Source organism: Polaribacter sp. HL-MS24 (assembly GCF_032758595.1).
In the GTDB taxonomy this organism is placed as follows: domain Bacteria; phylum Bacteroidota; class Bacteroidia; order Flavobacteriales; family Flavobacteriaceae; genus Polaribacter.
This window is the reverse complement of sequence record NZ_CP136415.1, coordinates 116,338-137,176: the sequence shown is the minus strand read 5'-3', so window position 1 is coordinate 137,176 and position 20,839 is coordinate 116,338. Positions and strand designations below refer to the sequence as shown.

The 20,839-nt window shown below is 34.3% G+C and carries 21 protein-coding genes and 2 pseudogenes; 6 read left to right on the top strand and 17 right to left on the bottom strand.

Going from position 1 to position 20,839, the window contains the following annotated elements; all coding sequences use genetic code 11:
• Positions 1-98: 98 nt before the first annotated feature.
• Genes RRF69_RS00700 through RRF69_RS00675 form a run of 6 tightly spaced genes read right to left on the bottom strand, consistent with a single transcriptional unit; the run spans position 99 to position 5,812 of the window.
• Complete coding sequence (locus RRF69_RS00700) at positions 99-2,312, bottom strand: TonB-dependent receptor (RefSeq protein WP_316940092.1); 2,214 nt, start codon at positions 2,310-2,312, stop codon at positions 99-101.
• Positions 2,313-2,348: 36 nt separating this feature from the next.
• Positions 2,349-2,630, bottom strand: coding sequence for a hypothetical protein (locus tag RRF69_RS00695; RefSeq protein WP_316940091.1), 282 nt, complete (start codon positions 2,628-2,630; stop codon positions 2,349-2,351).
• Positions 2,631-2,673: 43 nt separating this feature from the next.
• Positions 2,674-3,441 carry a TerC family protein gene (locus tag RRF69_RS00690; RefSeq protein ID WP_316940089.1) on the bottom strand — a complete coding sequence of 256 codons (768 nt, stop codon included), beginning with the start codon at positions 3,439-3,441 and terminating at the stop codon, positions 2,674-2,676.
• A 1-nt stretch (position 3,442) separates the two neighbouring features.
• The gene (locus RRF69_RS00685; protein ID WP_316940088.1) at positions 3,443-3,814 is read right to left on the bottom strand and encodes a hypothetical protein; all 372 of its coding nucleotides are present in this window, start codon (positions 3,812-3,814) and stop codon (positions 3,443-3,445) included.
• Positions 3,814-5,157 (bottom strand): adenylosuccinate lyase, encoded by a 1,344-nt coding sequence (purB, locus tag RRF69_RS00680; RefSeq protein WP_316940087.1) that lies wholly within the window; start codon positions 5,155-5,157, stop codon positions 3,814-3,816. Before purB ends, RRF69_RS00685 begins: the two co-directional genes overlap by 1 nt.
• Positions 5,158-5,215: 58 nt before the next feature.
• On the bottom strand, positions 5,216-5,812 hold the full coding sequence (locus RRF69_RS00675) for a Crp/Fnr family transcriptional regulator (RefSeq protein WP_316940086.1): 597 nt from the start codon (positions 5,810-5,812) through the stop codon (positions 5,216-5,218).
• Between the two features lie 69 nt (positions 5,813-5,881).
• Between RRF69_RS00675 and RRF69_RS00670 the strand changes: the two genes are divergently transcribed.
• Complete coding sequence (locus tag RRF69_RS00670) at positions 5,882-6,280, top strand: group III truncated hemoglobin (RefSeq protein WP_316940085.1); 399 nt, start codon at positions 5,882-5,884, stop codon at positions 6,278-6,280.
• A 32-nt stretch (positions 6,281-6,312) separates the two neighbouring features.
• Here RRF69_RS00670 and RRF69_RS00665 read toward each other — a convergent pair whose 3' ends face one another.
• Positions 6,313-6,648, bottom strand: coding sequence for a hypothetical protein (locus RRF69_RS00665; protein WP_316940084.1), 336 nt, complete (start codon positions 6,646-6,648; stop codon positions 6,313-6,315).
• 69 nt (positions 6,649-6,717) lie between these two features.
• Positions 6,718-7,308 (bottom strand): adenylosuccinate lyase, encoded by a 591-nt coding sequence (locus RRF69_RS00660; protein WP_316940083.1) that lies wholly within the window; start codon positions 7,306-7,308, stop codon positions 6,718-6,720.
• Positions 7,309-7,460: 152 nt separating this feature from the next.
• Here RRF69_RS00660 and mnmA point away from each other — a divergent pair, with 152 nt between their 5' ends.
• From mnmA to RRF69_RS00645, 3 genes are all read left to right on the top strand, one after another.
• Entirely contained in the window at positions 7,461-8,648 is a 1,188-nt protein-coding gene (mnmA, locus tag RRF69_RS00655; RefSeq protein ID WP_316940082.1) for a tRNA 2-thiouridine(34) synthase MnmA, read from the top strand.
• 146 nt (positions 8,649-8,794) lie between these two features.
• Positions 8,795-9,736, top strand: coding sequence for an NAD(P)H-dependent flavin oxidoreductase (locus RRF69_RS00650; RefSeq protein WP_316940081.1), 942 nt, complete (start codon positions 8,795-8,797; stop codon positions 9,734-9,736).
• A 116-nt stretch (positions 9,737-9,852) separates the two neighbouring features.
• On the top strand, positions 9,853-10,044 hold the full coding sequence (locus RRF69_RS00645; RefSeq protein WP_316940080.1) for a cold shock domain-containing protein: 192 nt from the start codon (positions 9,853-9,855) through the stop codon (positions 10,042-10,044).
• A gap of 59 nt (positions 10,045-10,103) precedes the next feature.
• Here RRF69_RS00645 and RRF69_RS00640 read toward each other — a convergent pair whose 3' ends face one another.
• A complete protein-coding gene (locus RRF69_RS00640; protein WP_316940079.1) occupies positions 10,104-10,997 on the bottom strand; it encodes a lytic transglycosylase domain-containing protein in 894 nt (297 codons plus the stop codon).
• 154 nt (positions 10,998-11,151) lie between these two features.
• Positions 11,152-12,490 (bottom strand): annotated as a pseudogene (gene mtaB, locus RRF69_RS00635) (tRNA (N(6)-L-threonylcarbamoyladenosine(37)-C(2))-methylthiotransferase MtaB).
• A gap of 184 nt (positions 12,491-12,674) precedes the next feature.
• Here mtaB and RRF69_RS00630 point away from each other — a divergent pair.
• Positions 12,675-12,992: an antibiotic biosynthesis monooxygenase gene (locus RRF69_RS00630; protein ID WP_316940078.1), complete on the top strand. Its 318-nt coding sequence runs from the start codon at positions 12,675-12,677 to the stop codon at positions 12,990-12,992.
• Positions 12,976-14,607, top strand: a complete 1,632-nt coding sequence (locus tag RRF69_RS00625) for an ABC transporter substrate-binding protein (protein ID WP_316940077.1) — start codon at positions 12,976-12,978, stop codon at positions 14,605-14,607. The genes RRF69_RS00630 and RRF69_RS00625 overlap by 17 nt, the downstream gene beginning before the upstream one ends.
• Here RRF69_RS00625 and RRF69_RS00620 read toward each other — a convergent pair.
• The 7 genes and pseudogenes from RRF69_RS00620 to RRF69_RS00590 form a co-directional block, all read right to left on the bottom strand.
• On the bottom strand, positions 14,581-15,597 hold the full coding sequence (locus RRF69_RS00620) for an endonuclease/exonuclease/phosphatase family protein (RefSeq protein ID WP_316940075.1): 1,017 nt from the start codon (positions 15,595-15,597) through the stop codon (positions 14,581-14,583). The genes RRF69_RS00625 and RRF69_RS00620 overlap by 27 nt on opposite strands.
• A gap of 6 nt (positions 15,598-15,603) precedes the next feature.
• On the bottom strand, positions 15,604-16,458 hold the full coding sequence (locus tag RRF69_RS00615) for a rhomboid family intramembrane serine protease (RefSeq protein ID WP_316940074.1): 855 nt from the start codon (positions 16,456-16,458) through the stop codon (positions 15,604-15,606).
• Position 16,459: 1 nt separating this feature from the next.
• Positions 16,460-17,168, bottom strand: a pseudogene (locus RRF69_RS00610) (rhomboid family intramembrane serine protease).
• Between the two features lie 3 nt (positions 17,169-17,171).
• Positions 17,172-18,986: a DNA mismatch repair endonuclease MutL gene (mutL, locus tag RRF69_RS00605; RefSeq protein WP_316940073.1), complete on the bottom strand. Its 1,815-nt coding sequence runs from the start codon at positions 18,984-18,986 to the stop codon at positions 17,172-17,174.
• The gene (locus RRF69_RS00600; RefSeq protein WP_316940072.1) at positions 18,986-19,261 is read right to left on the bottom strand and encodes a riboflavin synthase subunit beta; all 276 of its coding nucleotides are present in this window, start codon (positions 19,259-19,261) and stop codon (positions 18,986-18,988) included. Before RRF69_RS00600 ends, mutL begins: the two co-directional genes overlap by 1 nt.
• A gap of 138 nt (positions 19,262-19,399) precedes the next feature.
• Complete coding sequence (ribH, locus tag RRF69_RS00595) at positions 19,400-19,906, bottom strand: 6,7-dimethyl-8-ribityllumazine synthase (RefSeq protein WP_316940071.1); 507 nt, start codon at positions 19,904-19,906, stop codon at positions 19,400-19,402.
• A 55-nt stretch (positions 19,907-19,961) separates the two neighbouring features.
• Complete coding sequence (locus RRF69_RS00590) at positions 19,962-20,729, bottom strand: tetratricopeptide repeat protein (protein WP_316940070.1); 768 nt, start codon at positions 20,727-20,729, stop codon at positions 19,962-19,964.
• Between the last annotated feature and the right edge of the window lie 110 nt (positions 20,730-20,839).

Below are 20,839 nucleotides of genomic sequence, written 5' to 3'. Positions count from 1 at the left end.
TGGATTTAAAAATTGATAAAAAGAAATTAAAGTACAAAGTAATAAACGTTGTACTTTAATTTATTTTGTGTGTTTACAACGAATACGTATGACTAAAGCTAATAGTTGATATTGATACTGAGAACAAGATTCCTAGCTTGATTTTGAATTCTATCAATTTTCAATCGTGACAAATGATTGATATAGGATGTGTTAAAAACATTGTTAATTGCAATCGAGGAGTTGAATTTGATTTTATGAATGGTGAAATCTCCTCCAAAACTCAAGTTTAAAAGATCATATCCAGAAGTTGATGTCTCAAAAGTATTGCTATTTTTTTGAGAAAATACCGTTTGAAGACTTATGGAAGCATAGGTGTTTTTCACTCTTCTGGTTTCTGTAAATTCTACACGAAAAGTATTGGTCCATGAGTTTGCAGGAATTAGTGGCAAATATACCCCACTTTTTTGTTTTCCGATAACGGTTTCAAAATTGCTTTCCAAATGTAGCCAGTCTGCCGGATGTGGATGTAAATGAAAGCCGATTTCTCCACCGTACAAGTTGGCATCCTCTTGAATATAAGTAAATACGGGACTTCCATCTTCTATTTCTCCAGTAGGGGCTATGAAAATATAATTGATGATACTATTGTGAAATCCGTTGACAAACCATTCAAAATGATCTGATGTATATGCCACCGATACATCTATTTGTCTGTTTTTTTCTTTCTTCAATTCTGCGTTCCCAATTTCATATCGGTTGGTTCCATGGTGAATTCCATTGGAGGTTAACTCTGCTAAATTGGGGCCTCTAAAACCAGAAGCCAAGTTGATTCTCAAGATTGTGTTTTCTTGAAGATTTGTTTTAAACCCAACAGAACTTGTGAAATTATCATAGGAGTTTTGAATAGGGGCAAACACGTGCACTTCATCATCATGAACAACCTCATGTCTCTCGGTACTGATATTTCGATTGTCAAAACGAATTCCAGCTTGGAGGGTGTTTGTATTCCAAGAATAATTTCCTGTTGTAAAGATTCCAAAATCATTGACATCAGCATTTGGAATCAATAGTTCTTCGCCAAAGTTTCTATTAGTTTGTTGCAGTCCTTGAATACCAGTAAGTAGTTCTACATTTCCAATTTTTGGATAGTGATATTTAAGATGATAGCTCAGTGTGCTCAGTTTCATATCGAGGGCAGCATTTTCGCCTTCTGCCTCAAATTCTTTTCTGATATTATTTGTGTATCCAAGATCGATGTCCAATTTGGAATCTTTGAAAAAGACATGGTTGTGCAAGCTTGCAATATGATTGTCTATTTGTTGGTAAGGAGTCAAAAGGGTTCTACTTTTAGATTGTTGGGAAATCCCTTCCGTGATGCCTAGCTTTGATCGGTTGTAATTGTATCTAAAATCAGTAGAAAATCTATTCTTTGCATATCCTATACCCGATTTGAAATCGACTTCTTGAAAACGAGTATTTGTAACCCGTTTTCCATTTGGAATTGCATAGTCGGAATGGATAGAACGGGTTCCTCTTGCTAAAAACTTCCAATTTTCTTTGGAAAGCTTTGCTGCTAAAGAAGTATTTGCTCCAAGTGTATTGCTGAAAAAGCGATTATTTGCCAAAAATTCTGTTTGATTGGCGAACGCATATTTTTCAGGATTTATATATAATACTCCTCCCAAAGCATCCGAACCATAAAGTAGAGATGCTGGGCCTTTGATGACTTCAATACTGCTCACTCCAGCTTCATTAATTCCCAAACCATGTTCGTCTCCGAATTGTTGATTTTCTAGTCGTATCCCTTGTGTATAAACTAAAACGCGGTTACCACTTAGACCTCGAATAACCGGTTTCCCAATTGCGCTTCCTGTTGAAATTTGTGACACACCTGCAATTTGAGAGAGCCCTTCGATTAGGGTAGTGGCTCCCATTTTCTGAAGTGACTTCGCAGTCAATCGTTCTACTTTCATTACATTTTCTGATTGTAACTTATTGAATGGTGTAGCGATGATGATTTCATCAATCTCAAAGGGACTTTCTTCTAAGATGATGTCTAGATGTTTATTGTGATTCGTAGTGCTGATTTTTTTCTGAACAGTTTTGTATCCTAAATATCGAATCGTTAGATCGATATTTCCATGTGGAATCTCTTTAAAACTAAAGTTTCCTTGGGTATCTGTTGTTGTCCCTTTGTGTAATAGCGTGCTGTAAATTTCAACGCCAAAAAGAGGACTCTTGTGGGTATCGGTTATTGTTCCTGAAATACTATTTTGAGCATTCAAAGAAATATATCCTAGTATGAATAGGAGTTGTAGATATGTTTTCATAAATATTATTGTATTGTATTAGTAAAAAAAGTGTGACTAAACAATAAAATACGGTGGTCCTCTGGATTTTCTTTTAAAAAGACCTACGGGATGAAAATGTGAATTCTTGTTTGTAAAGACAGAACGGTAAAATTTTATTGGAAGCTCCTTTTCATGGTCATGGAAAAGACTAGTATAGGTTATCGAATTCCAATGAAAATCATGACAATCATTTTTTTCTTGATGTAGGTGTTGGTCAATTTTAGAAATGCAAACCTCTTGTTCGTGGTCTTCAAAAGCATGAAACGATTGAATTGCTATTGGAGTAAATAATACCAATAGTAAGAAAAGGACGCTATGTTTTTTGAATGTTCTAATAATCCTATTTTTTTCGAATTTTCATGTTCAACATTTCAACCCCCAACGAAAAGGCAATTGCAAAATACAAATACCCCTTTGGGATGATTCCAACAGTTTGTCCTAAAATATTGGCATGAGAGAGATGTGCTCCTTCAGCAATAAGCATAAAGGCGATAAGAATTAAAAATGCCAAACCTAGCATTTGTATGGTAGGATGTTTGCTAACGAATTCTCCAACAGGATTTGCAAACAACAACATAATTCCCATAGATAAAATGACGGAAACCACCATGATGGGCATTGCACCATTGATTCCGTTGGTCATACCCACTGCTGTTAAAATTGAATCAAATGAAAAGACAATGTTGATGAGGGTGATTTGAAGAACCGCTTGTTTTAAGGTGTAGCCTTTTTGGGGCTTGCTGTTTTCGAGATCCTCTTGCTTTCCCTCTACTTTATGATGAATCTCTTGAGTACTCTTGTAGAGTAGAAAAATTCCTCCGACAAATAAGATCAAACTTTGGCCAGTAATACCAGCTTGAATCCAAGGGAGGTCGATGGTCCAGAATGGCGCTTTCATTGCAATGATGTATGAAATTCCAAATAACAAAATGATCCGTAAGACCATTGCTAATACAAGTCCAATATTGGTGGCTCTTTTTCTTTTCTCCTTGGGAAGTTTATTGGCAGCAATCGAAATAAAAATAATATTGTCGATTCCTAGAACAATTTCTAAAAAGGTTAAAGTTAAAAGTGCAATCCAAGTATCTGCTTGTAAAAATAGCTCCATTTTATTTTATTTTATAGAGGGTTCCTTTTTTAGAAAACTTCGAAAATCCAATTTTTACTGTAAAATCATATGCATTTTCGTAAATCTTATTTATTTGAATAAACATTGGATCTTTCTGTAAATCTGTCTTTGGATTTAGGTAGCGTAAGGTATAGAAAAAATTATTTTTCCATTCGATGGATAATGTATCAATTTCAGTCCCATGTTGACTAATTTGGATGCTGTCTTTTCGAATAATAGTTTCTTTGACAAACCCCTTGCCTGCAGGAATTTCAAAAACACCTATTTTAAATTGGTCAGAGTTGTCCTTGATATCCGATTTACATGCCGCAAAGAGAGTTAAGAATGCTAAAAAGAGACTTATTGTTTTCATTAGATTCCGGTATAATTTGCGGGTGTAATCGCTTTCAACTCTTCTTTGATAGCTATTGAAACCTCTAAGGTATCAATAAAATTAGCAATGGATTGCTGATTGATTCTTTCATTGGTTCTGGTCAATCCCTTTAAAGCTTCATATGGATTTGGATACGCTTCTCTTCGTAAAATAGTCTGAATGGCTTCTGCAACTACAGCCCAGTTATTTTCTAGGTCCTGTGCAAACTTTTCCTGGTTTAGTAACAATTTATTCAAACCTTTTAAAGTAGAAGTATAGGCAATTATGGTATGTCCAAAAGGCACCCCAACATTTCGCAATACAGTACTATCAGTCAAGTCTCTTTGCAAACGAGAAACAGGTAATTTTGCAGAAAGATGCTCGAAAATTGCATTTGCAATTCCTAAATTCCCTTCAGAATTTTCAAAATCAATTGGATTTACTTTGTGCGGCATGGCAGAAGATCCAACTTCACCTGCTTTGATTTTTTGTTTGAAATAATCCATCGAAACATAGGTCCAAAAATCTCGATTTAAATCAATGATAATGGTGTTCAAACGTTTTAGAGTGTCAAACATTGCTGCCATATGGTCGTAATGTTCTATTTGGGTCGTTGGAAAAGAATGATGTAAGCCAAGTTTTTCTTGAACAAAAGCACTTCCAAAGGCTTTCCAATCGATGTCTTTATAGGCGACTTTATGGGCATTGAAATTTCCTGTTGCTCCTCCAAATTTAGCCGCATTAGGAATGGTTTTTAAAAACTTGAATTGTTCTTTCAATCGCACAACAAATACTTCAATCTCTTTTCCTAATCTAGTTGGAGATGCTGGTTGACCATGCGTTCTTGCCAACATAGAGATGTCTTTCCATTCAATGACCAATTTCTCTAGTCGTTCAACAACTTCTAAATAATGAGGTGTATAGACATCATCCATGGCCTCTTTTATAGAAAGGGGAATGGCAGTATTGTTAATGTCTTGAGAAGTCAACCCGAAATGGATAAACTCTTTGTATTTTTCTAACTGAAGGCCGTCAAATTTTTCTTTGATAAAATACTCAACCGCTTTTACATCGTGGTTGGTTACTTTTTCAATGTCTTTTATTTTTTGCGCATCTTCTGTGGTAAAATCGGTGTAAATTTTTCGCAATTCACCAAAAAGTGACACCTCGAAGTCTGCTAGTTGAGGCAATGGAATTTCACAGAGTGCAATAAAATATTCGACTTCGACACGAACTCTGTATTTTATAAGCGCTTCTTCTGAAAAGTAGTCTGCTAAGGGTGCTATTTTATTTCTGTAACGGCCATCAATAGGAGAGATGGCATTTAATTGTGTAAGACTCATTTTTTAATTCTGTTGTTAGAGGCAAAAATAAAAATTTGAAAGCGTATATAACTATGTTTTATCTAAAAACTTTTCGTTTAATAATTTGTAGTTCATTTTTCTTTTCTAAGTTTTTTATAACCCGGATTATTGTTTCAACGCGTAAGCCCAATATGTCTGCAATTTGCTGTCGTGTATATTCAATTTTTAAAGTAAATTTTCCTCCTATTTTATAGACATCATTTTTCAAGTAATCAAAAAATCGAAGGACTCTATGTTCAGGTTCTTGACTAGATATTTCTGACGCTATAATTGCCTTATAATACAGTTTTTTCGCTAAGCTTCTGGTGATTTCAAGATGAATTTCAGGTTTTTCATACAGGAGACCAAATAATTTTTTTTTTGGTAAAATATAAATATGTGTGTCTGATATTGCAGTAGCATTAGCTGGATATTTTACATTGATAAAAAGCGGAGACTCACCAAAACTTTGTTGTTTGTAGAAGATCCCTTGTATAAACTCTTTACCACGGTCATTGTAGTTATTCATTTTCACGATCCCTTTTAATATTTGAAAATAGTTTCGGGCATTTTCATTTTCAGAAAAAATAAGTTCATTTTTTGAATACTCTTTTATTTGAGCCCCAAATTTGAGTAAAAGCTGTTCGTTGATCATTATGATTCAGGTCATGAAATTCTATGTTTCAAAGATATATTTTTAAATTTTAAAAATAGATATAGGATTATGAATACTATTGAAGATAGAACTGAAATTTCAGTATTAGTGAAAACATTCTACAATAAGATTAAAGAGGATGCATTCATAGGGCCCATTTTTCTGAAGGCAATTCCAGAGCATGAGTGGGAGGTTCATCTTGAAAAATTAACTGATTTTTGGGAAACAAATTTATTCTTTAAAAAAAAATACAAAGGAAATCCGATGCAAGTACATGTAGAGCTAGATGTCAAAAATAATTACACCATCACTCAAAAGCATTTTGAAAAATGGTTAGAATTATGGATGTCTACTTTGGATGAACTTTTTGTTGGAGAAAAAGCATTGAAAGCAAAAGAGAGTGCTCGTAACATCTCTTTTATGCTTTTTTTGAAAATATTAACTAATAAGCCCAATTCTGTAGTTTGAAAAAATGATGCTAAATTAGCATCTGACCTTTGTTAAGCGATTTGATACACCAGCAAGAAAACATTAACAATCACACTGACGATAAAAGACCAAGTTGAAATTTTAAAAGGAAGCTGCCCCAGTACACATACATTTGTTCCCATGGATAAAACAGCAGCTGTGATAAGAATTGGCATCGAAACATCTCCTTCAACTGCCAATGCTGCAGTTATTGAAGCAATTCCACTTCCGACCATGATATAAAAAAGTGAAATACCAATTGAATTTTCTTTTTCTTTTTCAACATAAGTATTGACGCAGTTTATAAAGGCTAATTTTGAAGTTTTATTAACATTTAATGGGTTTTTAATTGTTGTATTTGTATTCATTTTATGATATTTAAAAACAAATTTATACACAAAATTTTTTCTTTTTTATGAGTTAAATCATAATTGAGATTAAAGGGCTGAGTGCTTTTCTATCAAATCCAACACCTGTTTTCCACGAGCTTTACATCCCTTGCCCTCATGGATGATTTTGGTGCTTATTAGATGAGAAAGTTCTGGATGTATCCAATCATTTTTCAACCCAAATAAATACAATACGGTCATTGTATAGGCTCTTACAGCAATTTTTTGTGGGCTTATCAGCCAGTCAAATCCAGTCTCAATTATTGAATCTATATGAGTTTGGGTAAGTTTTTCTTGAAAGGCATTTTTGCTCTTTGAAAAATAGGCTGTTGCAATTAGTTCGCAAATTTTAGCGCAAGCTCGTATTGAACTATCAAAACGCAAAGTTGAAATTTTCGTTGAAAATTCATCTAAATGAGGAAGCATCCATTCTAAATGATGATGCTTGCAAATCCATTCTAAAATCCAAGCGGCTTTGATAGAAACCTGATTGTCGACTTTAAAAGTAATAGCAATCAATTCCTTAAATAACTCTGGATTTTCTAATACCAAATGAGAAACTCTTTCTCGGTTTACCCTTTTCGGAGTTTTCATATTGTTGAGTTGATCAACTAAAAAAAGAGACTTTAATTTCGACATGATTCAATGGATTCCCATTCTACAGATAAATATAAAAAGATTTCTCAGAATTATCAGGGTACTGTGCTTGCTTTTTTTGAGGTCAAAGTTGCATGTATTCTTCTCATAAAAATAGATAGTTCTTTGTACATTTGCAACCATAAAAATAGAGAATGAAACGAGTTGTAGTTGGTCTTTCTGGTGGGGTAGACAGTAGTGTTACTGCCTATTTATTAAAGGAACAAGGATATGAAGTGATCGGCCTTTTTATGAAAAACTGGCATGATGATTCTGTAACCATCTCCAATGAATGCCCATGGCTAGAAGATAGTAATGATGCAATGATTGTGGCAGAAAAACTGGAGATTCCTTTTCAAGTAGTGGATCTAAGCGCGCAATATAAAGAACGAATTGTTGACTATATGTTCGATGAATACGAGAAAGGGAGAACTCCAAATCCAGATATTCTGTGCAATCGTGAAATTAAGTTTGATGTTTTTATGGACATTGCTTTAAAGTTGGGTGCTGACTATGTGGCTACAGGTCATTATTGTAGAAAAGGAGAAGAACACATTGATGGAAAACCGATCTACAAACTTTTGGCAGGAAAAGATAAGAACAAAGATCAATCCTATTTTTTATGTCAATTGTCTCAAGAGCAACTTACAAAAGCACTGTTTCCAATAGGTGAATTGACCAAGCCTCAAGTGAGAGAAATTGCAAAAAAAGCAGACTTGATTACGGCAGAAAAGAAGGATTCACAAGGGTTGTGTTTTATTGGGAAAGTCCGCTTGCCTGATTTTTTACAACAAAAATTACAACCTAAAGAAGGGCTAATCCTTCAAATTCCTTCAGAACATCCCGCCTATTCAGCATCCATTCCAATTTTTGAAGATCTAGAAGCTGAGTTGACCTATTTGGCGACCAAGTTTTCGTATCAACAATCAGACGGAAAACGAGTAGGGGAGCACCAAGGGGCGCATTATTTTACCAAAGGACAACGAAAAGGCTTGAATGTGGGAGGTACTAAGGAAGCCTTGTATGTGATAGAAACCGATGTGGTAGAAAATGTGATTTATACCGGTGAGGGGAAAAATCATAAAGGACTCTATCGTAAGGTGTTGTTTGTTTCTAACGAAGAAATTCATTGGATTCGAGAAGACTTGCAATTGAAACAAGGGGAGACCATGGTTGTAGAAGCGAGAATTCGCTATCGACAAGCTTTGGAAAAAGCCTTTTTGTATAAGGCAGAAAAAGGATTATTTGTTTCTTTTGAAAACAACCAGTCTGCTATTCAGGAAGGACAGTTTGTGGCTTGGTACCAGCAAGAAGAATTGTTAGGTTCTGGAGTAATTTCGTAATTTTGTAGGAGATTTCCCATGTTTTTTAAGATTCAATAGTGAAAATTTATATAATTTTATTCTTTATTGCTCTTCAATTAGTTGTTATTTGAATTAGAAAATTTCAAACCTTTAGCAACGATGACATCTTAAATTGGTAAAAAATAATGAATACAGCAATCACTCAATTATTTAACATTCAATATCCTATAGTTCAAGGAGGGATGGTCTGGATTTCGGGATGGAGATTGGCTTCGGCAGTTTCCAATGCAGGAGGATTGGGATTGATTGGTGCAGGTTCTATGTATCCAGAAGTGCTAAGAGAGCATATTCAAAAATGTAAAAAAGCGACTAATAAACCTTTTGGAGTTAATGTGCCGATGCTCTATCCAGACATCGAAAAAATTATGGATATTTTGATTGATGAGGAGGTGAAGATTGTTTTTACTTCCGCAGGAAATCCAAAAATATGGACTTCTTTTTTAAAGCAGAAAGGAGTTACGGTTGTCCATGTTGTAAGTTCAGTAAAGTTTGCGATGAAGGCAGAAGATGCAGGAGTTGATGCTGTAGTCTGTGAAGGCTTTGAAGCTGGAGGACATAATGGGAGAGAAGAAACCACAACGTTTGCCTTAATTCCGATGGTGAAACAACAAACGAATATCCCAGTGATTGCAGCAGGAGGAATTGCGACTGGGAAAGGAATGTTGGCGGCAATGGTTTTAGGTGCCGATGGTGTTCAAATTGGTAGTCGGTTTGCAGCAAGTTTTGAGTCCTCTGCACATCAAAACTTTAAACAATCTATCTTGGATGTTAAAGACGGAGATACTCAATTGACCTTAAAAGAATTAGCCCCAGTAAGACTGATTAAAAATGCTTTTTACAATCAACTTCAAAGTCTCTATGAGCAAAACGCAAGTGTTGAAGAACTTAGAACATATTTAGGGAGAGCACGTGCTAAAAAAGGAATGTTTGAAGGTGATTTGGAGAACGGCGAGTTAGAAATTGGACAAATTGCTGGAATTATTGATCAAATTGCGTCTGTAAAAGATATTTTTGAAGCGATACTTGCCGATTTTTTAGAGGCTAAAGCCCTAGTTAGTAGGTTTTAAGAGGTGTTTTTGAAATATTAAGAATATTTTTTTTGTTATTAATTTTTTTGATATTATATTTGCAACTTAATAAAACGTTGTTAGTAATTAAATTAGCAACACAATAATTTTTTATAATGAATAAAGGTACCGTAAAATTTTTCAATGAATCTAAAGGATTTGGATTTATCACAGAAGAAGGAACAGACAAAGAACATTTTGTACATGTTTCAGGTTTAATTGACGAAATTCGTGAGAATGACGAAGTTGAATTTGACTTACAAGATGGAAGAAAAGGATTAAACGCAGTAAATGTAAAAGTAATTTAATATATACTTAGTTAATTTTTAATGAGAAAGCCTGCAATTTGCAGGCTTTTTTATGCCCATTACTTTTGGGGTATTTTAATTTGGTATATTTTTCTAGACTTATTGTTCAGCTTGTTTTCTCTCAACCAAGAATTGTGTTTTTTTAATTCTTTATAATTGGTGCCAAACCCTTTGGCAAAGAGAGCGATGTTTGTAATTGCAGTATCTACTTGTACTATTTTTGTTTTTTCTAAGGGATAAAGATCTTCTTCCTCAAATTTAAAACCGTATTTTTTTGGATGAGACAACACCTCTTTTAAAGCTATTATTCTAAAAACATATCGTTCTGTTTCGTCAGGCAACAATGCATCGTAATAACTAGTTACTCCTTGAGTTTCTAATCTTCTTGAAACTCCTTGATTTCCTGCGTTATAAGCTGCAGCAGCTAAAGTCCAGGAGCCTAATTTTTCTTTTGATTTTAGTAAGTACTCTGCTGCTACTTTTGTCGATTTTTCAATATTGTAGCGTTCGTCTACATTGCTGTTAATTTCGAGGCCATATTCTTTTCCAGTACTTTTCATAAAATGCCACATGCCTGCTGCACCTGCTGAAGAAGTTTCGTCAATGAGCGCGCTTTCTGCTACCGCTAGATATTTAAAATCATCTGGGATGCCATATTTTTTTAACAGGGGTTCCAATATTGGAAAGTATTTGTTTGCTCTTTTTAGTAACAACAACCCATTGGATTGCCAATAGGTATTCACCAATAATTCTCTGTCCATTCGCTCTCTAATATCCTGGCGTTCTATGGGAACTCGTTCTCCTGCAAGATTTAGATTTTTGGGTAATTTTAAAGCCTGAATTTCATATTTTTCACTCGTATTTTTAGGTTCTTTATTTTCAACAGCTTTGATACATAAAAAGCCGATAAGAAGAATTCCCAAAAAGGAAAAAAGACGCGTTGATTTTTGCATTTTAGTTTTTTTTTGATGACATAAACTTACAAAATAATCAGTCTACCTAAAAGTTAAACTTTTAGAAAGATTTCTTCGTGGATGTTTGGAGATACAAGTGTTACTTTATTAAAATCTAAGATTTATTTTAACAGAAAGTGTCTAGTAGTTGGTTTTAAATCAGTGAATTGACCTTTTTTTCTACAAATTGAAAACGAACCAATCCGTCCTCGTCAATTTCAGTTAAATAAACTTCCTGCAGAGTGTTGACCAATTCAGGATCCCAGGAGCTTTTACTTTTACATAATTTTCTGTAAAGCCATGGATGTAGCCTTCTTTGTTTTCACTTTCAAAAAGGACCGTTAATGTGTTTCCTAATTGAGATTCATAAAAAGCTCTTCTCATTTTTGCCGATAAACCGCGTAACATTTTACTGCGTTTAGCGCGAACTTTTTTGGGTACAATACCTTCAAATTCGGCAGCTTCTGTATTGGGTCTTTCCGAGTAGGTAAAGACATGTAAATAAGAAATATCAAGACTATTGAGATAGTTGTAAGTTTCTAAGAACAATTCCTCTGTTTCGCTAGGAAGCCCACAATTACATCTACTCCAATACAGGCATTGGGCATGGTTTTTTTGATCTTTGTGACTCTGTTAGTATAGAGGTTTGTTTGATAGCGACGTTTCATTTTCTTAAGAAGCTCGTCGCTCCCCGATTGTAATGGAATGTGAAAATGAGGAACAAAACTCTGTGATTCTGAAACAAAATCGATGGTATCATCTGTAAGTAAATTGGGTTCTATAGAAGAGATTCTGAGACGGTGAATTCCCTCGATTGTATCTAACTTTTGTACGAGTTCTAAAAAGGTGTGTTCGTGTTTTTTATTGCCAAATTCTCCTTTTCCATAATCACCAATATTGACTCCTGTTAAAACAATTTCTTTGATCCCTTTTTTGGAAATGGTTGTAGCATTTTGGACAACATTTTCTAAGGTGTCAGATCTTGAAATACCTCGAGCTAAAGGAATGGTACAATAGGTGCACTTATAATCGCAACCATCTTGAACTTTCAAAAAGGCACGGGTTCTATCGCCAAAGGAGTAGGAACCTACATAAAAATCGGCATCAGAAATTTCACAGGAATGTACTTCGCCCACCTGATTTTTTGTCAAATCATTGATATAGCTCGTTACATTGAATTTTTCGGTTGCGCCCAACACCAAATCAACACCATCTACAGCGGCTAATTCTTTGGGTTTGAGCTGTGCATAACAGCCTACTGCAATTAAAAAAGCTTCCTCATTTTTCTTCAATGCATTTTTAACAATCGCTTTAAAACGTTTGTCTGCATTGTCTGTAACGGAGCAGGTATTGATCACATAGATGTCTGCTTTTTCTTCAAATTCTACGCGCTTAAAACCCTCGCTAATAAAATTTCTAGCTATAGTAGAAGTTTCAGAAAAGTTTAATTTACATCCTAAAGTATAAAATGCTACTTTTTTATCTGCATCCATTGGTGTACATTTATGCTTTGCAAATTTACACTTTTATTGATGATTTTTAGAACGGAAAGTCCACTTGTAGGGAATTAATTTTTAAAGTGCTATCATTTATGTGTGCAATAAAAAAGAACTTAAAAGGGATGCAATATTTTGCTCATGCGTTTTTAATAACTGAAACAAAAACCTACTTCAATTTATGCTTGTAGATCATTTAAAACCACCTTATTATGCAGTAATTTTTTCTACGTTGATGTCCGATGATATTGAAGGTTATGCCGTGACTGCTGAACGAATGGAGCAACTTGCAAAGCAACAAAAAGGGTATTTAGGTATTGAGTCAGCTAGAAGTGAAATTGGGATTACGGTTTCATATTGGGAAAGCTTAGAGGCCATTACTGCATGGAAAAATAATGTAGAACATACTGAAGTACGATTAGTAGGAAGAGAGAAGTGGTATCAGAAATACCAATTAAGAATTTGTAAAGTAGAAAGAGGGTATGGATTTGAAAAATAGAACGGTATTTTTAATATCAATTCTTATCAGTTTGATTTCTTGTGAGCGGGAGTCACAAAAATTTAATGATTCGCAAGTGTTTAAATACAATGAACACCGAAACATCAATACCTTGGATCCCGCATTTTCTAAAGATTTAAGGACGATTTGGGCTACTAATCAGCTCTTTAATGGATTGGTTCAGTTAGACGATTCCTTACAAGTAATTCCTGATATTGCTGCCAATTGGACCATTTCTGAAGACGGGAAGAATTATGAATTTCACTTGAGAAAGGATGTTTTTTTTCATCAACATGCCTTATTTGGTAAAGACAGTACTAGAAATGTAGTTGCCAAAGATTTTGAGTATTCTTTTCAACGATTACTCGATCCAGAAATAGCTTCACCAGGGAAGTGGGTGTTAGAATTTGTCACTGATTTTTCTGCAAAAAACGATAGTACATTTCAGGTTCAACTCAAAGAACCATTTCCTCCTTTTTTAAGTCTATTGACCATGAAATATTGTTCGGTAGTTCCCAAAGAAGCGATTGATTTTTTTGGAGATACTTTTAGAGCTAACCCAATAGGAACAGGTCCTTTTCGTTTCAAACTATGGAAAGAAAATATCAAATTGGTATTTAGGAAGAATCATCATTACTTTGAGTATAGTGAAACAGGAGTTCAGTTGCCATATCTAGAGGCGGTGGCTATCACTTTTTTGCCTGACAAACAGAGTGAGTTTTTACAATTTATCCAGGGGAATCTCGATTTTTTAAATAGTATCGATAATTCTTACAAAGATGATTTGTTGACTAAAAATGGAATATTACAACCCAATTACGCAGCACAAATAGATATGCTCAGAAGCCCTTATTTGAACACAGAATATTTAGGAGTGTATATGGATGCTGAAGAAGAAGAGGCCAATTCATTGCTCATAAGAAAAGCAATGAACTATGGTTTTGATAAAGAAAAAATGATTTTATATCTGAGAAATGGAATTGGAACACCTGCTTTAAATGGCTTTATCCCTAAAGGCTTGCCTTCGTTCAATCATATGGAAGGATATAGCTATCAGCCCCAAAAAGCAAAGCAATTGATTGATGCTTATAAATTGCAATCGGGGAATCAAAATCCTAAGATCACCATAAGCACCGATAGTCAATATTTAGATTTGTGTGAATTTATTCAACGGGAAATGCAAAAAGTAGGATTGGAAGTGGCTATAGACGTCATGCCTCCTTCAACATTAAGAGAACAAAAAGCGAATGGGCAATTGAGTATATTCAGAGGAAGTTGGGTTGCCGACTATCCTGATGCAGAAAATTATTTATTCATTTATCACAGTAAAAACTTTTCACCAAACGGACCGAATTATACCCATTATAAAAATGATACTTTTGATTCCTTGTATGAAAAGGCTGTAGCAACCATCCATACCAAAAATCGCCATCGACTGTATCAGAAAATGGACAGCTTAATGATGGAGTCTGCACCTGTGATCCCTTTGTACTATGACGAAGCAGTTCGTTTTACCAACAAAAACATTTCTGGACTAGGAATCAACCCAATCAATCATTTGCATTTAAAACGCGTTCAAAAAAAAGAACTAATTAGGCCAACTAATTTTAGATAGAATCGGGAAGTGGTCTGAATAGCTTACAGAAGCTGTCTCAAATTTATTAATGATTGCTGTTGAATCGGTAACTATAAAGTCAATTCTTGTTGGAAAAAAATAATTGTAGGTTTTTCCAAAGCCTTTTCCAGCGTCAACAAATGCATCTTTTTTGTTTTTAACGATCTGATTGTAGACCCATGAATAAGCGGTGTTGTTAAAATCGCCACCAATAATTTGTTTCCCCTTCCAATTTTTTTGATGACTTAAAAACAACGCTGTTTGATCGGCTTGTTTTTCAAATGAAGTTTCAATTCTTTTAATTAGTTTTTCTGAATTTTCTTCTCCAAAGTTTTCCTCATTTGGCTTTATTTTCAATGATTCTAGGTGTAGATTGTAGATTCGAATCGTATCCTTTTCTTTTAGTACATCTACAAAAATAATATTGTTGTTGGTGTTTTTTAATTCTAAAGAACCTGAGTTGATGATTTTAAATTTTGAATAGATCGCCATTCCAAAATTGCTGCTATTTTGGTGTATTTTGATATACTTATAAGGAAATTTAAGTTGAATTTTACTCGATTGATAGTATTCTTGAATTAAAAGAAGATCAGGGTTTTCTTTGGAAATAAACTCAAATCCGTTTTTCTCAGCCTTCTTTTCTTTAGTTGAATAAAACCAATCAAAAGATTTTACATTATAGCTCATCACTTTTATATCCGAATTAAAAGCTGAATTTTTTTCAGAAATTTTATAAAAGGGAGCCGAGAAAACAAGTCCAATTATCAAAGCGATTGTGGAGAGTAAGACTTGTTTTTTAAGTTTTACCAACCAATAAATTGCAAACAAGAGGTTGATGATTATGAACACTGGAACTAAAAGACTTAAAACAGCCAAAACAGGAATGTTTTTTGGGGAAATAAAGGGAAGGAGATACGACAATAGCAACAGTATTGCTAAGATTGAATTGAGTAAATAAATGAGTTTGTCGAAAAAGGATAAGTTTTTCATGAGGATTTATTGTTTTCCTTGTTTGAATAAAAAATCTTTTTCAGCTTTTGAAAGCGTATCATATCCCGATTTGCTGATTTTATCTAAAATTGTATCAATTTGTTTTTGATTGAAGGAGGTGTTTCTTGCTGTTTTTTTCTTTTTTTTATCGGATTTATATACAGTTCTTAAAGGTTTGTCTTTCTTCTGAAAGATAGCCCAAAGTAAATTCAACATTCCCCCACTTTTATTTGATGCTTGACTGATGTATACATATCCGAAAAGAGCTCCGCCAAGATGTGCAAAATGTCCACCAGCATTGTCTCCAGTCAAACCAATAAAATCCAAAAGAATCCAAAACCCTGCCAAATACCACAGTTTTACAAAACCGATAAACCTTAGTTTTAATTGATAATTTGGCATATGAGTTGTGATTCCTATAAAGATTGCAGAAATTCCTGCGGAAGCACCTACTAGGACGGATTGTCTTCCCTCAAAAAAAGGAAAGTAATTGTGGCTAACGATAAATAATAATCCGCCAAAAATAGTTCCCAAAAGATAAAAAGTAAGCAATTGTTTTTGGGTAAAATATTCGACAAAAAGATTTCCGATGTAGTATAATACGATCATATTCATTAAAAGATGAATGAAATCGGCATGTAAAAAGCCGTAAGAAACAATCGACCACGGTTTTGACAGAAAGGTATCGGTACTCGAGTCTAAGGAAAACCATTGAATGAGCCAATTCGTTTGCCCATTGTATAACCCTTGAACTACATCAAAAAAAATTGAAAAAAGAAAAACACCTACATGTAAATAAATGAGTTTTTCTAAGGTATTTGATTCTTTATATTTTTGTTGCAAATTGTCTATCAAGCTCATTTTAAAATACTTTAAATTGATTTTTCTTCCAATACCAAGGCAATTACAAATCCAACAACAGCTCCCCCAACATGAGCGAAATGAGCAATATTACCAACAGAGTACTTGGTCATTCCAAAGAATAGATCTCCAAAAATCATCAAGGGGATAAAATATTTTGCAGCGATTGGAACAGGGAAAAAGATCAAAGCCAATTTAGCATTTTTAAAATACAAACCAAAAGCAACTAATATCCCATATACAGCACCTGAAGCACCCAAGGCAGAGGTATTGTAGAGAGAGTTTACCGTTTGTAAGTATTCATTTTGATAGATCAGTGTTGGGTTCATCAATTCCATAATTTCAGCTTTGCTAGAACCCAATTCGATCAGCTTTTCAAAGGCTGTATTGAATTGGTAATAATTGACTAAGGTATAAATGATTCCTGCTCCGATACCCGCTGAAAAATAAAAGAAAATGAACTTCTTTTTTCCCCACATTTGTTCTAAAGGTGTTCCAAATGCCCAAAGACCATACATATTAAATAGAATATGCCCAATACTCCCATGCATGAACATACTTGTTACATATTGCCAAAAACCAAAATGTTCGTTATCTGGAAAATGCAAGGCAAGCATGTTGGTAAGGTCTAAATTTAAAAGCTGCGGTGCAACAAATAAAATGACATTGATAATGATGATGTGTTTGATTGCATCTGTAACGTTTCCCATAGTTTACTTATTGAAAATGATATCAATTTCTTTTAGAGTCAAGGTTTTAAAAGTTGATTTTCCAAAAGGAGAAATACTCGGTTCTTTACAAGAAAATAGATCGTTCACAAGATTTTCTTGTTCTACTTCCGATAATATGCTTCCTGTTTTGATTGCCAATGTTTTTGAAAATGATTTTGCCATCAGGTCAAAATGACTAAAACTAGCGTCAGGGACCTCCAAATCGATATCGCGAATGAGTTCTTCTAGAATCACGGTGATTTGACTTTCGGTCACTGAAACCGGAATTCCTTTAATGATTACGTTTGTTTTTGTAAATTCACCAAAAGAAAAACCTGCGTTTTCTAATTCGTTTTTTAAAGAATAGATAATTTCAATTTCTGAGGAAATTAATTGAATGTTTACAGGGAATAGTAGCTGTTGACTGTTGGCTTCCTTTACCGTAATACTCTCTAAAAAATCTTCGTATAAAATCCGTTGATGTGCATAGGATTGACTGATTAGTACCACACCCGATTTGATGGCACTTAAAATATATTTTCGCTGTATTTGTATGGTTTTACCCGTTTCTTTTTGGGAGTCCCCAACAAATAAAGTCTCTTGATTGGATTCTTTACTTTCAACCTCTATATGAGTGTATAAAGATTCCCAACTTTCGGTAGTTTTTTCTTTATAATAAGGTTTTTTTTGCTCTTTATGTACTTCTTCCTTGAAAGGATTGAAGTCGGGGTCTACAGTGATTTTTGGAGTAGAAGTGCCCGTTTTTCCATTAAATTTGTAGGGAACGTCTAAGTTTGCATCTCTGTTGAAGTCCAAAACGGGTGCCACATTGTATTGCCCTAAACTGTGCTTTATAGTGGCTCTTAAAATAGCGTACAAGGCTTTTTCGTTGTCAAACTTAATTTCTGTTTTGGTTGGGTGAATGTTGATGTCAATACTACTCGGGGGGACCGATAAATACAGAAAATAGGAGGGATGACTTGAGTGTTCTAAAAGTCCATCAAATGCATTGACAACAGCATGGTTTAAATAGGAACTCTTGATAAAACGCTCATTGACAAAGAAGAACTGTTCCCCTCTTTTTTTCTTTGCAAATTCGGGTTTTGTAATAAAACCTTGAATGGTAATTAGGTCAGTTTTTTCTTCAATGGGAACCAATTTTTCATTCATTTTCGAACCAAAAATGGCTACAATCCGTTTTCTTAGATTGCTTGCTCGTAAGTTGTATACTTCATTGTTGTTGTGATGTAGTAAAAAAGAAATCCCAGGATGTGCCAAAGCTACTCGCTGAAATTCATCAATAATATGACGCGTCTCTATCGTATCCGATTTCAGAAAATTTCTTCTTGCAGGAATGTTGTAAAATAAGTTCTTTACAGCCAAACTGGTTCCTGTAGCTGTGGCAACAAATTCCTGTGAAACGATCTTACTTCCTTCAATTTTGATTTCACTTCCTAGTTCGTCGCTATCTTCTTTGGTTTTAAGAGCTACATGTGCAATTGCTGCTATAGAAGCCAAAGCTTCCCCGCGAAACCCTTTGGTATTTAGGTTGAATAAATCTTCTGCTTTTTGAATCTTGGAGGTTGCATGGCGTTCAAAACACAAACGAGCGTCGGTAGTACTCATTCCTTTTCCATCATCAATCACTTGAATGAGGGTTTTGCCTGCGTCTTTTAAGAGTAATTTTATTGAATTTGCACCAGCATCAATCGCATTTTCCAACAACTCTTTTACAACAGAGGAAGGTCTTTGTACTACTTCTCCTGCAGCAATTTGATTGGCCACGTGATCTGGTAAAAGTTGAATTATATCTGACATTAATTTTTTAGAAAAATTGATAAATCGAAATCGATAATATACAAAAAGATAAAAGTCAAAATACAAATAATGATGATGAGGTTTTTATTTACCCTTTTGTCGGGAGATTTTAGTTCTTCGAGAGCATCAGAAAATTTTGATTTTAACCCTTTGTTTTTACCTGTTGTATTTCTAAATTGATCTAGTTTGTGCTCAATCTTAAAAGGATTTCCTTCTCCTTTGTAGTACCGAGGTTGATAGTCAAATTTTTTGTTTGTTCTTTTGAAAAATCCCATAATCTTTGTTTTAATTGCTATACTTCATTGACCTGAATCAATTTTTATACCAATTGAAAGTGCTTTTCAAATTTACAGAATTAAAAGCGATTTTTCAGAAAATGTTGAGAAAAGAAAGCGAGGATTTTTTGGGTTTTGTTAAAAACCGATTGGCTTCCCTTTTAGGGTTCCATTTTTGATTGCTGCCATTTTGATTGCTGCCACAGCACATTCAATTCCTTTGTTTCCCAATTTCCCTCCAGATCTATCAATAGATTGTTGTTTGGTGTTGTCAGTAAGAACACAGAAAATCACAGGGACATCGTATTTGAGGTTTAGATCCACAATTCCTTGGGTAACTCCTTCACAGACAAAATCGAAGTGCTTTGTCTCTCCTTGAATCACATTTCCAATTGCAATGATTGCATCTACCTTTTCTGATTCAATCATTTTTTTACATCCATACACCAGTTCGAAACTTCCGGGAACCTCCCAAGAAATAATATTTTCTTTTAAAACACCACAGTCAATAAAAGCTTCCAAAGCTCCCTTTTCGAGGTTTTTAGTAATTTCTGGATTCCATTCAGAAACAACCATCCCAAATCGAAATGGTTTCGCATTTGGGATGGTTGCTTTATCGTAGGATGATAAATTGGTTGTTGCCATTTTTTAAGTTTTCTAGTACTCTGTCACAATTACTTTTGCAATTGTTTCTGAACGACTATTCAGCATATTTTGCAGCATTGATGTATTTGTCTACATTGGTGCCTTGCTCTGATTTTGAATATTTTGCTTTAATTTTAGAAAACAACGATTCAGCTTTTGCAAATTCTTTTAATTCCAATGCAATAAAGCCCGCTTTTTCTAAAAATAAAGGAGTTGTAAACTCGTTGTCTCTGAGGTTTGCTGCTTTGGTATAGTATTCCAGTGCTTGTTCTGGCTGGTTGATGTCTGCAAATGCATCACCCATTGCACCTAAAGCAACAGGACCTAATAGCGCATCATCAGAATTAAATTTCTCTAAATATTCGATGGCTTTGTCATATTCCTTTAATTGTAAATACGAAACTCCTGCATAATAGTTGGCTAAGTTTCCGGCTTTTGTTCCACTAAATTTTACGGCAATGTCTACAAAACCATATTTTCCATCTGCACCCTCTAACCCTAAATTCAATAAAGAATCGATTGATGAACCTGCAACAGAGGCATCGTTAAAATATTTTCTTGGAAAAGCCAATTCATTGGAAGCTGCTAATTCAGCAGGCTCTGTAACAAATTTATTATAAGCCAATAACCCTAATCCCAAAACAACGATGATTACCAAACCATAAAATAATGGTTTACTATTTTTTTCGATCCATTGTTCCGATTTACTAGCGGTATCATCTAAGATATTGAATACTTCTGCAGTAGTACTTTGTGATTCATCAACTCTTTGTTGGTCTCCTTTATCTGTAGGTTTGTGTCCTTTTTTCTTGTATGTAGCCATGTTTGCTTAATAAATTAGTGCCGACAAAAATAGTTTTTTTAATTGGATTTTAAAAGCGTATAATTCGCTAAATTTTCAATAATTTGCGAATCCTTTTCTAACCCAATTAT